This is a genomic window from Streptomyces sp. NPDC059668, assembly GCF_042734135.1.
In the GTDB taxonomy this organism is placed as follows: Bacteria; Actinomycetota; Actinomycetes; order Streptomycetales; family Streptomycetaceae; genus Streptomyces.
This window is the reverse complement of the sequence record NZ_JBHWEL010000013.1, coordinates 1-13,283: the sequence shown is the minus strand read 5'-3', so window position 1 is coordinate 13,283 and position 13,283 is coordinate 1. Positions and strand designations below refer to the sequence as shown.

The 13,283-nt window shown below is 72.6% G+C and carries 10 protein-coding genes and 1 pseudogene; 8 read left to right on the top strand and 3 right to left on the bottom strand.

What is annotated here, in order from left to right; all coding sequences use genetic code 11:
• Positions 1 to 110: 110 nt before the first annotated feature.
• The gene (locus ACFV2J_RS12675; RefSeq protein WP_385438477.1) at positions 111 to 299 is read right to left on the bottom strand and encodes a hypothetical protein; all 189 of its coding nucleotides are present in this window, start codon (positions 297 to 299) and stop codon (positions 111 to 113) included.
• Positions 300 to 810: 511 nt separating this feature from the next.
• Between ACFV2J_RS12675 and ACFV2J_RS12670 the strand changes: the two genes are divergently transcribed.
• The 5 genes and pseudogenes from ACFV2J_RS12670 (at position 811) to ACFV2J_RS12650 (ending at position 3,687) form a co-directional block, all read left to right on the top strand.
• A complete protein-coding gene (locus tag ACFV2J_RS12670; protein WP_385083054.1) occupies positions 811 to 1,341 on the top strand; it encodes a hypothetical protein in 531 nt (176 codons plus the stop codon).
• A 201-nt stretch (positions 1,342 to 1,542) separates the two neighbouring features.
• A complete protein-coding gene (locus tag ACFV2J_RS12665) occupies positions 1,543 to 2,046 on the top strand; it encodes a hypothetical protein (protein ID WP_385083055.1) in 504 nt (167 codons plus the stop codon).
• Positions 2,047 to 2,215: 169 nt separating this feature from the next.
• Positions 2,216 to 2,687: pseudogene (locus ACFV2J_RS12660) on the top strand (aldo/keto reductase); the annotation flags it as partial.
• Positions 2,684 to 2,833 (top strand): hypothetical protein, encoded by a 150-nt coding sequence (locus ACFV2J_RS12655; protein WP_385083056.1) that lies wholly within the window; start codon positions 2,684 to 2,686, stop codon positions 2,831 to 2,833. The pseudogene ACFV2J_RS12660 and the gene ACFV2J_RS12655, both read left to right, overlap by 4 nt.
• A gap of 5 nt (positions 2,834 to 2,838) precedes the next feature.
• Positions 2,839 to 3,687 (top strand): S1 RNA-binding domain-containing protein, encoded by an 849-nt coding sequence (locus ACFV2J_RS12650; protein ID WP_385083057.1) that lies wholly within the window; start codon positions 2,839 to 2,841, stop codon positions 3,685 to 3,687.
• 207 nt (positions 3,688 to 3,894) lie between these two features.
• Here the strand turns inward: ACFV2J_RS12650 and ACFV2J_RS12645 are convergent, their stop codons facing one another.
• A complete protein-coding gene (locus ACFV2J_RS12645) occupies positions 3,895 to 4,305 on the bottom strand; it encodes a cupin domain-containing protein (protein ID WP_385083058.1) in 411 nt (136 codons plus the stop codon).
• Between the two features lie 298 nt (positions 4,306 to 4,603).
• The gene (locus tag ACFV2J_RS12640) at positions 4,604 to 6,097 is read right to left on the bottom strand and encodes an FAD-binding oxidoreductase (protein WP_385083059.1); all 1,494 of its coding nucleotides are present in this window, start codon (positions 6,095 to 6,097) and stop codon (positions 4,604 to 4,606) included.
• Between the two features lie 739 nt (positions 6,098 to 6,836).
• On the opposite strand from ACFV2J_RS12640, the gene ACFV2J_RS12635 reads away from it, so the two are divergent.
• From ACFV2J_RS12635 to ACFV2J_RS12625, 3 genes are all read left to right on the top strand, one after another.
• Positions 6,837 to 8,036 carry a hypothetical protein gene (locus ACFV2J_RS12635; protein WP_385083060.1) on the top strand — a complete coding sequence of 400 codons (1,200 nt, stop codon included), beginning with the start codon at positions 6,837 to 6,839 and terminating at the stop codon, positions 8,034 to 8,036.
• A 48-nt stretch (positions 8,037 to 8,084) separates the two neighbouring features.
• Positions 8,085 to 8,861, top strand: coding sequence for a TIGR03936 family radical SAM-associated protein (locus tag ACFV2J_RS12630; RefSeq protein WP_385083062.1), 777 nt, complete (start codon positions 8,085 to 8,087; stop codon positions 8,859 to 8,861).
• Positions 8,862 to 9,122: 261 nt separating this feature from the next.
• Positions 9,123 to 13,184, top strand: coding sequence for an Rne/Rng family ribonuclease (locus ACFV2J_RS12625; protein WP_385438470.1), 4,062 nt, complete (start codon positions 9,123 to 9,125; stop codon positions 13,182 to 13,184).
• The last annotated feature ends 99 nt before the right edge of the window (positions 13,185 to 13,283 follow it).

Below are 13,283 nucleotides of genomic sequence, written 5' to 3'. Positions count from 1 at the left end.
GCTAACCCACCCCCGCCCTAGAATCCTTGCCGGGGGCGGGCGCCACCCCCCCCGTCCCCGCCCCGGGGGGGCCGCCCCGGGCCGGGGGGCGGGGGGCCCCCCGGCGGGGACTAGTCGACCATCTGGCCGTCGAACATGCCGCCCTTGCAGGTGTTGTTCGCGAAGTTGACCGTTCCGCCGCCCTGCTCGCACTCACCCGGGGTGAGGCTGGCGGCGGAGGCGGTGACGGCGCCTGTGAGGCCGATTCCGGCGAGGGCTGCCGTGGCGATGACGGCGGCGAGGATTCGTCGAATGCGCATGTGGTTCCCCTTTCACGCATTGCTTCAATCGGGGCACTAGTCAGCCTGACCTTCACCCATGTGGGTGGCGCGCCACGTTGCGCCGTTCGAGTGACATGCCGGCGGGTGCGGGGTCGGTGACGCGACCCGTCGGACCGGCCCTGGGAGTCGTTGACGCAAGGGTTCCGGCGGGGTCCGCCGTCAGCTGGACACGGGACGGCCGGACCCGGCCGATCCGCCGCATCCACCTCGACCGCGTCCCTGCCGAGGGCCACCGCAAGGGCTTCACCGAGACCGGGTGCGTGAGCACATCCGTCTGATCCCCGGACGTCCCCCGCCGACCGGACGTTCAGCGCACGCTCCACCGGGGGAGCGGGACTCTCCGGGTCTGCCGATCACGACGGTCGCCGCCGAGAAAGTCCGCGACGGTTCGCGCGGGGCGTGCCAGTGTGAGCGCGTGGCGGAGATCGGGAGGGCAGACGTGTTCGCGGCCGGGCGTCGCGAAAGGCGTGGGACTCTCTACGCGTATCGGGTGCGCGGGCTCGGCCGCAGCGCGGTGGTCCTGTGGGTCGGTGGCGAGGGCGACGAGCCCGACCGGGTCCTGGTGTCGCGAGAAGCCGATCGCCGTCAGGTACCGGTGGTCACGACCGTTCGGCAGGCACGGGTGTACGCGAGCCGACGGGGGCGCGGGCCGGCCACCGCCGGGGCCGACACTCTGGAGCTCACCCGCGTTCAGCACTGGCTGGAGGACCCGGTGCGCCGGCGCGTCCCTCCCGGTGCGGTGCTGGAGGCGTGGAACTTCTTCGAGGACCTGGCCCGAGGACTCGGCGAGGCCCGGCGGCTGCCCCGGCAGGGCGCGGTGCACAACAGCGCCTACGAGAAGCTGTTCGGAGGCGAGTGCCTCGACTGGACTCTCGCGGAGGAACAGGCGGTACGGGAACTGATCGGGGCCGGGGTGGAGTTGTGGAACTCCTGCCCAGTGATCGTGAAGCCCTGTTCGAGCGTCGTCTCCGACAGGGGACGGGTCGTCTCCCCGGGTTCGCGACCGACCCGGGCATCGTGATCCTTGGCCGGGGTCACACGATCCTGCGGCCGTCGTGTTCGCCGGGCTCGCGGACCACCAGGCGTCAGCGCCGGCGCACTTGAGGGAAAAGGCGCGCCTTCGCGGCGAACCGGATCGATCCGGAGCCGACGCAGAACGACGATGTGGGTCGGCCCTCTCACGGGGCACAACCAGCGAGCTCCCTGGAGAGTCGTACGCGGCATGATCAGCTTGCGCGCACGGCGCACTCTCAGTGCCTCCACGCTCGTCGTGGCCCTGGCGGCATCGTTGCTTTCCTGCTCCGGTGGTTCGGGCACGACGTCGAGCGATGACGAGTCTCCCGTCCGCGAGGCGACGGCATCGGCCCCGGCGACCGAGGAGCCGCCCGCCCCGAGCACGGCGGAACCGACACCGGGGGCCGAGAAGGTCCGCGATGCGTTCGCCCGGCTTCAGGCCACCTACAACGACGGGTGCACGACACCGGGGAACTGCGAGTACTTCCTGGGGCGGCTGGTCGACGAGCTCAACCGTCTCGACGAGGCGATGAAAGCCGACCCCCAGGGTCCTGGGCACTTCAAGGAACCCCTCGCATGGATCGTGGACCTGCGGGCCGAACTGGGCGACGACAGCTCCTTCGAGAACCTCAAGAAACACCAGGGCCTGCTCACCGGAACGCGGGACAAGATCAACACCTGGATGCAGGGTCACCCGGAGGACTATCGATGAGTTGAGACCGCCGCCCCCCGCCGGTCAGATCAGGCGCTCATGGCGGTCGGCTTCCGGCTGGTCCTGGGTGGCTGCCCAGGCGGACAGGAGACGGAGGGCGTCGGCGCCGGGGTGTCGGGAGTGGCGGTGTAGATCACGAGCGTGAGGGCGGGGTCGGAGGCCGGCGACAGTGACAGCGGTCCAGTCCTCGTACTCGCTGTGGAACCGCGAGGTCGAGGAGCGGGTGCTGCCCGCGCTGCGCGAGCTCGGTATCGGCTTCGTGCCGTACTCCCCGCTCGGCCACGAGTTCCTCACCGGCGCTCTCCGTTCTCCCGAGCAGTTCGACGACGGTGGCTGGCGCCGGACCAGCCCCGCGCTTCCAGGGGGAGAACTTCCGGCGCAACCTTGCCCTCGCCGACGAGGTGCGGGCCGTCGCCGACGAGGCGGGCGCCACACCGGCCCAGGTCGCTCTGGCCTGGCTGCTGGCCAAGGGCGAGCACATCGTCCCGATCCCCGGCACCAAGCGGGTCAGCCGCGTGGAGAAGAACACCGCCGCCGACGCCCTTGAGCTGACCGCCGGGCAACTGGAGAAACCCGACAGCCTGCCCCCGGCCGCCGGCTCTGACGAGAACGAGGAGGCGAGGCGGCGGATCGAGCGGTGACGCATCCCCTCACCCCGACCCTCACCTCGACCCCGACCGCGGTCGCGGCCGCCGTCCCGGCCGAGGGCTTCGACCGTACCGGCACCGGCGCCCCCGGCCGGCTCAGGATTCTCCGGGGCCGCGCGCCGCGGATCATGAGAGTCTGAACGGCATGGGGGAGTACGTCATGGGGGGAGCGCCGGACGATCAGGCCGTACAGGCGTTCCTCGCGACGGTCGAGGTCGGTGATCTCCGCGGGGGGACCGTCACGGACGTCACGCGGCGCTGTGGGGCGGCGGTGGTCCTGGACGGCTTCGCCGGGCGCCCGTTGGGGACGGTCGGACCGTTGGACATGTCCTGGTGCCGTCCTTCGGCCGAGGTCGTGGAGGTCGGCCGGCGGATCACGGGCGAGGTGGTCGGCGTCGATCCGGAGCAGGGCCGAGTGCGCCTGTCCATGGCCGCCACCGAGAACCCCAAACTCTGGGCGTTCCTGAAGCGGATCGACCGCGGCGAGGTCCTCTCCGGTGTGGTGGCGTCGATCGAGCGGTTCGGCGTGTTCGTGGCCCTGGACGACGGCCCCGCCCATCCCGTCTTTCCCGGCGTCGGCTTCATCTCCGTCGCCGAACTGTCCTGGCAGCGCTACGAGGTGGTCACGGACGTCGTCCAGGTCGGGCAGCGGGTCTCGTGCGAGTTCCTTCAGTTCGACACGTGGAACGGAGAGGCCCGTCTCTCCCTGAAGGCGATGGGGCCGGACCCCTTCCGGACCTTCGCCGACCGGACGCAGGCGGGCCGGACCCTCGCCGGAACGGTCACGAAGCTGGTCCCGTTCGGTGCCTTCGTCCGGATCGCCGACGGGATCGAGGGACTGGTCCCCCTGGCAGAGCTCGCGTGGACGGCCGTGGAAGCGCCGGAGGACGTCGTGCGGGTCGGTGACCGGGTGGCGGTCGTCGTCACCGAGCTGGACGTCGAGCGACGCAGGGTGACCCTCTCCCGGCGACGGGCGACGCCCACCCCCGGGTGACCGCCACCGTGAGCGGCGCCATGTCCGCGTGCGGACCCGGCGATCCGACGTCCGACACCGGCTGCCCCAGACGTTCCCCGCGCTCCATGTCCCTTACCCGCCGGCGCCGCCGGGTGCCCCGGACGCCGTCGCCGGTCCCTCCCCGGGACCGTGGACTCGGCGCCGCGGCGGCACTCCGACGGCCCGTCACGGATCGGTGGAACGTCGTCAGGGCCGGCTGACCCGCAGGTGCCGTCGTGCGGCCAGTTCGTCCGCGTCGACCACGGTCAGGACCGGCGTGCCAGGAGGCGCGAACATGGTCACCACCAGCTGCGACTGTGCGTCCGGGAGGTTGTTGGATCCCTGGTAGTGGATCACGTCGCCGCCGGGCTCGAACAGGGCGTCCCCGGCCTTGAGCACCCGGGGCGGCTGCCCCTCCAGCTCGAAGAGGATCTCGCCCTGGGTCACGTAGCCGAAGAGCGGTCCGGGGTGGCGGTGCGGCGGCGCGCCCGGGTCGCCGGGCGCCAGGGTGACCCGGACGGTCCTGGCCTCGGAGCCGGCCGGGATCCTGGCCGCCGCTTCCGGCAGGGTCGTGATCACCTCGACGCCATGGGGCAGATGTGCGTGCTCAGGGCTCATGTCTTCCTCCAAACAGGAACTGTCTGGAGGAAGGACAGGACGGCTTGCCCGTTTGTGACAGCCCCGCGCTCGTGGCGGCCGCGCGCGGGGGACCTGCCCAGGGCGCGCGGAGGACTCGGCCGCTGTGCGGGCGCGGCGTCCGAGCCGTCCACCGCATCCGCGGGTCGCGGCTGCGGCCGAATCGGCACGGGTGTGCCGACGCCTGGGGCGGACCCCCTTGTCCGACGGCTCCGTTCCGGGCGGATCCGCGCACGGCCGAGCCCCCTCGCCGGCAGGGAGGGGGCTCGGTCGCGATCGGTCAGCAGAACGCGGGCGGGACGCTCTGCTCGTACTGGAAGACGTTGCGGGGGTCGTACTTCGCCTTGATCTTGCGCAGCCGGTCGAAGTTGCCGTCCCAGTAGGCGGTTTCCCAGTCCTGCATGCCGATGTTCGGGACGTTGACGTAGGCGCCGTGCACGTAGGGCCGCAGTGCCTGGCTGAACTCGGCGATCCAGGCCTGGGCGCGCGGCGTCAGCTCGTCACCGCTGCCCGGTTCTCCACGGGTTCCCCAGCCGGCGCCCGGTTCGGAGTAGAAGAGCGCGTCGCGGTGCGGGAAGGCCGTCCCGCCGCGGGGGCTCTTCCTGACCGCTCCGCCGAAGGCCTGGGTGAAGAAGTTGCTGTCGTCCGTCGGGGCGTCCCGCATGAAGGAGGCGATCACGCTGATCGCCTTCTTCGGGAACGGCTTGACGGTGAACTGCGAGAAGAATTTCCAGTTCGCCGGTTCGTCCGCGGTCGGAACCTGGAATCCCGCGTACACGTCTCCCCAGTTGCCGACCTGCACCGTGACTTCGGGGCGGCCGATCGAAAGGATCGGGGCCAGCAGTTTCTTCGCCTCCGCGGGCGTTCCCTCCGCGAGGACCGCGAACAGCAGGGTCTGGTTCCGGTGAATTTCGAGCTGGGTGCCGAGACGGTTGTCGGCGACCGGCGCCGTACGCTGCCACGTGTCGAAGACCCTCTGCAGGTCCCCGAGGCCGTCCCACGCCGCCTGCACATAAGTGACGCTCTTGAGCGGAGCCACTTTGTAGGTGAGCGACGTGACAATTCCGAAGTTTCCGTTGCCCGCGCCGCGGAGTGCCCAGAGCAGGTCCGCGTTGTTCTTCAGGTCCGCCTTGACGACCTTGGCGCAGTCACCGTCCGAGGCGACGACGACCTCGGCCCCGATGAGGCTGTCGCAGGCCATTCCGAGATAGCGGGTGAGGAAACCGAAGCCGCCGCCGAGCGTCGCACCGGCCAGGCCCACGCTGCCTTCCGTTCCGGTCGTCACCGCGAGGTTCTTCTTCGCGAGCGTGGTCACCGCTTCCAGCTGGTTGAGGCCGGCGCCGACCGTCGCCGTACGGGCGGCCGTGTCGATGTGGACCGACTTCAGCTCGCTGACGTCGATTACGATGCCGTTGTCCACGTTCGACCAGCCCTCGAGGCTGTGGCCGCCGCTGCGCACCCGTAGCGCGACATCGTGCTGGCGTGCCCAGGTGAGGGCGTTGACCACGTCCTGCGTCCGCTGGGCGTAGACGATGACCAGCGGATAGTGGACGAACAGCTCGTCCCAGCCCAGGCTCGCCTCGGCGTAGCCGGGGTCGTCGGGACGGACGATGCGGCCGGTGAGCCTGGCCGGCCCGCACCTCACGCTTCCGGCCTCGGGGGTGACGGCGCTCGCGCCCGGCGCTTCCGCGGCCGCGATGCCCGGGAGGACGACCGCGCCGGCACCGGTGACCGCGGTGGCCTTCAGCAGTCCGCGACGGGAAAAGTCCTGCATGATCCGTGTCCTCTCGACCGGACCGCGCCCGTATTCGTCCGTGGGAAATCTTCCCTGTGAAATGGCGCGCTCGATCCCTGTGAATCCCGTGGATATTTCGAGCCGCAGATTAACAAGGGTGGCCGTGCTGGAGGCGCCCGACACGCTATTTCGTGGACGACGGCGATCTGTCCATTAGGCTCGCAATTCCGCGGCATTCGGCGGTGTGGATTGCGCGGATCGCCGTCCCGTAAATGAATACGGTCACATAATTCGGACCCTCGTGATACCCGGTGAAGGAGAGGGTGCTCCTCGGGCGGCGGGCGGCGGGGCGACGGATGGCCCGTCGTCGGACGTGACCATGCCCGCCCGGAGAACGGAATTCGGGGCGGGCCATGGGGTCATGACGGGTCGTGCGGCACGCGGGGCGTCGGTCGGCCCTCGGCGCGGCACGCGAGGCGTTGGTCAGCCGCGGCGCAGCATCATGACGACGGCGACGATGACGATGATGAGGACGACGGTACCCAGTCCTATGTACATGGGTTTCTCTTTCCTTCGAGGGAGTGGCACCCATCGGTGCCTCACGGAACCGAGTGCCCCCGTCCCGTCCTTTCAGCCCACCCGGATCCTTCTCCTGTCCCGCTGTGACCCGCACCCGTGCTCCTGACGCCTGGCCCGCACGCGGCCTCGACCCCTCGTACGCGGTGACCGGGAGGCGGTCGCGCGCATCCGTATGCCCGGGTGACGCGTCTACTGCGGTATGGATCTGGAGAAGCGGCCCGCCGAGCGACCCGTGCCCCGCGCCGAGGGATGCCTCACGGTCGCCGTCCGGCTGCCGGTGCGGATCGTGGTGCTCGTCCTCGTGGTGCCGGTGCGCATGGTGTGGGACGCGCTGGTCGCCGGCGGGAGGCTGGTGCGCGACACCTTGCTGAGGCCGGCGGGCCGTGCGCTGCTGTGGCTGGCGTGGGCGGTGTTCGTGTGGCCGTGGGTGACGCTGTGGCGGTACGCCGTGGTCCCGGTCGGGGCGGCGCTGTGGCGCTACGTCCTGGTCCCGGGCGGCAGGACGCTGGCCCGGCTCGGGTACGTGCTGCTAGTGGTGCCCGCGGTCTGGTCGTACGTCCGGGTGCTCACGCCCCTCGGACACGCGATCGCCTGGGCCGCGCGGGGGACCGGCGCCGCACTCGCCCGGGTGCTCCGAGGCGTTCTCACCGGGCTCGGCCACGTGTACGCGTGGCTGCTGGTGCCCGTGGGACGCGCGCTCGCGTGGCTGCTCAGGGGTGTCGGGATCGGGCTCGCGGCGGTCGGGCTCGGGGCGTACGGGGCCGTGGCCTGGCTGACGCGGTATCTGATCGTCGTACCGGCGCGGTGGCTCTACGAGTGGGTCGTCGCGCCCGTCGGGCGGGCCCTCGCGTGGACCGCGCGCGGACTCGGACGACTCGTAGGGATGTTCTTCAGCGGGATCGGCACCGGCCTCTACTGGACACTGCGTGTCCTGCTCGTCCTGCCCGCGCTCGCCCTGTGGCGCTGGGTGCTGACGCCCGTGGGACGCGTCCTCGCCGTCGTCGGCCGGGAGACCGTGGAGGCGCTCGGACACGCCTGGCGGGTGGCCGGGCATCTCTCGCTCGCCGTCGGACGCTTCCTCGCGTGGCTGTTCCGCCAGGCCTTCGTGGAGCCCGTGCGCTGGGTGTACCGCACCGTCCTGACCCCGCTCGGGCACGTCGTCCGGGACACGGTCCTGCGTCCCGCGGCCGAGGCCGCCCGCGGTGTGGGCCGGATCACCCGGCAGACCCTGGCCGCCGCCCGCGAGTCCGCGCGGCAGGCCCGCGCCGACGTCCGGCGGATCCTGTTCGGCACGCCCCGCGAGCCCGAGCCGCTCCGGCCGGCGAAACCCCGCGGGGAACCTGGAGCCGCCGCTGCACGTACTCTAGGTAGCAGTACGACCGCTCTCACGAAGGACTGAACGACACTGGGCAAGCGACAGCCCGAAGGCCCGCCGCCCGCACCCGCGGTGCAGCGCATCCGACTGCGCTACACCAAGCGCGGCCGCCTCCGGTTCACCAGCCACCGTGACTTCCAGCGCGCCTTCGAGCGTGCGTTGCGCCGTGCCGAGGTGCCGATGGCCTACTCGGCGGGGTTCACGCCCCATCCGAAGGTGTCGTACGCCAATGCCGCACCCACCGGCACGGGCAGTGAGGCGGAGTACCTGGAGATCGCGCTCACGACGGCGCGTGACCCGGAGAAGCTGCGTGAGCTCCTCGACGAGTCGATGCCCGTAGGACTCGACATCATCGAGGCGGTCGAGGCCCGCACCTCGGGTCTCGCCGACCGGCTCACCGCGTCCGTGTGGGAGCTGCGCCTCGACGGCGTGGCGCCCGAGGACGCGGAGCGCGCGGTCGCCACGTTCAACGCGGCGGACACCGTCGAGGTCCAGCGCAGGGCCAAGAACGGGATGCGCACCTTCGACGCCCGCGGCGCGGTGGCGAGCCTGGAGGCGCACACCGCACAGGCTGATAGGCCGACGGACCAGCCCTGTGCGATACTGCGGCTGGTTGTTCGGCACGTGACGCCTGCCGTTCGACCCGACGACGTCCTGTCCGGTCTTCGCGCCGTGGCCGACCTGGCGCCGCCGGTCGCCGCAGCGGTGACCAGGCTGGCGCAGGGGCTGTTCGATGAAGAGACCGGCACGGTGACCGACCCGCTCGCGCCCGACCGCGAGGCAGTCACGGCCGCCCCAGCCGATCGCACAGGGGCCGCCACAGCTGCCGCCGCGAAGGCGTCGGCGTAAGGAAGGTCCCGCGTAGGGACGGATGTCGTAGCGCCGCCCTCGTATCCGGGAGCCACCTGGGTCGGGCAGCGCACCCACCAGAAGACTTTCGCCAGGCCGTACGCACACATGGCGTACGGAACCGGCGAGACAGGACACAGAGAGCTCCCGTGCGGCGCCCGCGCCCCGGACGGCGGCACCGCGCATCGCGCGAGCCGCGGACGTCACCGGCACTGCCGGACCAGGCGCGGCGCCCGGGAGCCTGACGGGAGATCCACCCGCATGCTCGAGCCGACCGAACCCACTGAGCCCTCCACGGGCTCCGACACCAACAACACCCCCAGCGACACCCTGCCGCCGCGGCGGCGCCGCCGTGCGGCGTCGCGTCCCGCCGGTCCGCCCACGGGCGCGGCCGAATCCGTGGCCGTGGCCGAGACCACCGCGCCGGCCATACCGCCGGTGGCATCCGCCGAGGCCATGGCGGCCACCGAGGCCGAAGAGGCCGAGGAGACGGTGGAGGAAGCGGTGGCCGAGGCCGCCGTCGCCGACCCCGCCCCGGCCGACAGCGCCGACGCCGAGGACACCCCGGCCCAGGACACCGCCGCCGAGGACACCGCTCCGCGTCGCAGCCGCCGCCGTGCCACCCGCAGGGCCTCCGCGCCCGCCGGTGCGCCCGTGACGGCAGAGGCCGCCGAGGCCGCCGAGACCGTGGTTCCCGCCCCCGAGGCGCAGACCCCCGCCGCAGAGTCCCGGAGCGAGCAGGCCGCCGCCGAAGAGGCCGCGCCCGCCGCCCGCCCGCGCCGCCGTGCCACCCGCCGCGCCACCGCGCCGACCGGCGCGCCCCAGGCCGTCGAGGCCGTTGAGGCCCCCGGGACCGACGCGTCCGCCGAGGCCGTGGCGGAGCCGGTGCCCGCCGGCGCCGAGGCGCCCGCATCCGAGGACGCCGCGCCCCGTCGTACCACCCGACGTCGCGCCACCCGGCGCGTCTCCGCACCCGCCGGTGCGCCCGAGGGCGACACCGCCGACGAGCGTGTGGAGGCGCCCGTGTCCAGCGAGACCCAGCCCAGCGAGACAGGGCCGTCCGGCGAGAGCACCGCCGCCGAGGCCGTCGAGGCCACGGAGCCCGCCGAGGACGGTGCCCCGCGCCGTGGACGCCGCCGCGCGACCCGCAAGGCCGCCGTCGGTTTCTCCGCCCCCGCGCCGAAGGAGACCGAGTCCGGCCGGCGCCCCGCGCGTCCGGCCGTGGCCGTCTTCCAGGCGCCCGTGTTCACCGAGCCGATGTTCCAGACGCCGGAGCGGGCCGCGGCCGCGGCTGCCGCCGAAGCGGCGGAGGAGGCCCTGGAGGCTCCCGAGGCCGACGAGGTGACCGAGGTCGTCGAGGCCCCCGAGCCTGTCGAGGCCGTCGAGGAGCCGACCGGCGGACGCCGTCGCCGTCGCCGCCGGGCCGTCGAGGACGAGCCCGTGGCCGCCCCCGTGCAGGCCGCCCCCGTCGAGACCGTCGACGAGGCGGAGGAGAGCGACGAGTCCGCCGAGGACGCCGCCGAGGGTGACGAGTCCGACGAGGAGGAGTCGGCCGGTTCGCGCCGTCGCCGCCGCCGTGGTGGCCGTCGCCGCCGTCGTGGCGAGTCCTCCGACGCGGACGGCGAGGCCGGTGACGACGAGTACGCCGCCGAGCAGGCCGCGCAGGACACCGAGGACACCGCCGAGCAGACCGCCGAGGACGCCGAGGAGGCGGACGAGGCGGACGAGCGCGAGGAGCAGGGCGGCTCCAGCAGCAGCCGTCGCCGCCGTCGTCGCCGTCGTCGCGCCGGTGACTCCGGCACGGACGCCGAGTCCACCGACAACGACCCCGAGCGCACCGTCGTCAAGGTCCGCGAGCCCCGCGGCAAGAAGGACGACCACCCCAGCGACGAGGTGCAGTCCATCAAGGGCTCCACCCGCCTGGAGGCGAAGAAGCAGCGCCGCCGTGAAGGACGCGAGCAGGGCCGCCGCCGTGTTCCGATCATCACCGAGGCCGAGTTCCTGGCCCGCCGCGAGGCCGTCGAGCGCGTGATGGTCGTCCGCCAGAGCGGCGAGCGCACCCAGATCGGCGTCCTCGAGGACAACGTGCTCGTCGAGCACTACGTCAACAAGGAGCAGGCGACCTCGTACGTCGGCAACGTCTACCTGGGCAAGGTCCAGAACGTGCTGCCGTCCATGGAGGCGGCCTTCATCGACATCGGCAAGGGCCGCAACGCGGTCCTCTACGCCGGCGAGGTCAACTTCGAGGCGCTCGGCATGGCCAACGGGCCGCGCCGCATCGAATCCGCCCTGAAGTCCGGCCAGTCGGTGCTCGTACAGGTCACCAAGGACCCGATCGGCCACAAGGGCGCCCGCCTCACCAGCCAGGTCTCCCTGCCCGGCCGCTACCTGGTCTACGTGCCCGAGGGCTCGATGACCGGCATCAGCCGCAAGCTGCCCGACACTGAGCGGGCGCGTCTGAAGACCATCCTCAAGAAGATCGTCCCCGAGGACGCGGGCGTCATCGTGCGCACCGCCGCCGAGGGCGCGAGCGAGGACGAACTGAGCCGCGACGTCGAGCGTTTGCAGGCGCAGTGGGAGGACATCCAGAAGAAGGCGAAGAGCGGCAACGCCCCGACGCTGCTCTACGGCGAGCCGGACATGACCGTCCGTGTCGTCCGCGACATCTTCAACGAGGACTTCTCCAAGGTCATCGTGAGCGGTGACGAGGCGTGGGACACCATCCACGGCTACGTCGCACACGTGGCGCCCGACCTGACCGACCGGCTGTCGAAGTGGACCTCCGAGGTCGACGTCTTCGCCACGTACCGGATCGACGAGCAGCTGATGAAGGCGCTGGACCGCAAGGTCTGGCTGCCCAGCGGCGGTTCGCTGGTGATCGACAAGACCGAGGCCATGATCGTGGTCGACGTCAACACCGGAAAGTTCACCGGCCAGGGCGGCAACCTCGAAGAGACCGTCACCAGGAACAACCTGGAGGCGGCCGAGGAGATCGTGCGCCAGCTGCGGCTGCGCGACCTGGGCGGCATCGTCGTCATCGACTTCATCGACATGGTCCTGGAGTCCAACCGGGACCTGGTCCTGCGCCGCCTCCTGGAGTGCCTGGGACGCGACCGTACGAAGCACCAGGTCGCCGAGGTGACCTCGCTGGGCCTCGTCCAGATGACCCGTAAGCGGGTCGGCCAGGGACTGCTGGAGTCGTTCTCCGAGACCTGCGTCCACTGCAACGGCCGCGGTGTCATCGTGCACATGGAGCAGCCGACGTCCGTCGGCGGTGGCGGCAAGCGCAAGAAGCGCGGCCGTGGCGGCGCCGAGCAGGTGCACGAGCACGAGCACGACCACGACCACGACCACGAGCAGGCCCACGAGGCCGCGGAGGAGCCGGAGACGGCCGAGTCCGAGGCCGGGACGGCCGTCGAGGCCGCGGCGCCGGCGCAGCCCGTTTCGGAGTTCCGGGCCGACGAGGAGTTCTACAGCAGCGCCGCCGAGGCGGAGGCCGCGGCGTCCCGTGGCCGTTCGCGGCGCCGCGCCACCCGGCGTGCCTCGGCCCCGGCGGGCGCGCCGAAGGCCGAGGAGCGTGCTCCCCGGAGCCGGCGCGAGGAGCGTGCCGAGCGGGCTTCCCGCGAGGCCGCGGAGGCCGAGCCGGTCGCGGTCGAGGACCCGGTCGTCGAGGCCCCCGCGGCCGAGGCGCCGGTGACCGGGACCGTCGAGGTGACGGAGGCCGTGCCGGCCCCCGCCGTCGAGGACGAGGCCGCTCCCAAGGGCCGTACGCGGCGCCGCGCGACGCGCAAGGTGTCGGCTCCGGCCGGTTCGCCGAAGGCGACGGAGGAGACCGTGGTCACGGTCGCGGAGCCGGTCGCGGCGCCCGCCCCGGAGACCCCGGCCGAGCAGGCGCCCGAAGCGCCCGCCGAGGTGCCCGCCGAGAGCGCGGCTCCGGCCCGCCCGCGCCGGCGCGCCGTCCGCAAGGCCACCGCGCCCACCGCGTCCGAGGAGGCGGCCGTCGTGGTCGTCCCGTCGGTGACGGCCGAGACGGCCACGGAGACCGGGCAGGACCAGGCGGCCGACACGGCGGCCGAGGCCGGCGCGGACGCCGAGGCTCCGGCCCCGGCGAAGAAGACGGCCGCCCGCAAGACGGCCGCCAAGAAGGCCACGGCGAAGAAGACGGTCGCCAAGAAGACCGCGGCCAAGAAGACCGTCGCCAAGAAGGCCACCACGGCCAAGAAGGCGACGGCCAAGAAGACGGCCGCCAAGTCGACGTCGAAGAAGACCGCGGCGGCCGAGCAGACGCTCCCCTCCGTCACGGCCTCCACCGACGAGGGCTGAGACACGCCCCGGTGCCCCCGGGCCACCCCCCGCGGCGGGGGGGGCGGGGCCCCGCGGGGACCCGGGCCCGAGCCCCGCGGCGCGACCCGGGTTGTGCGC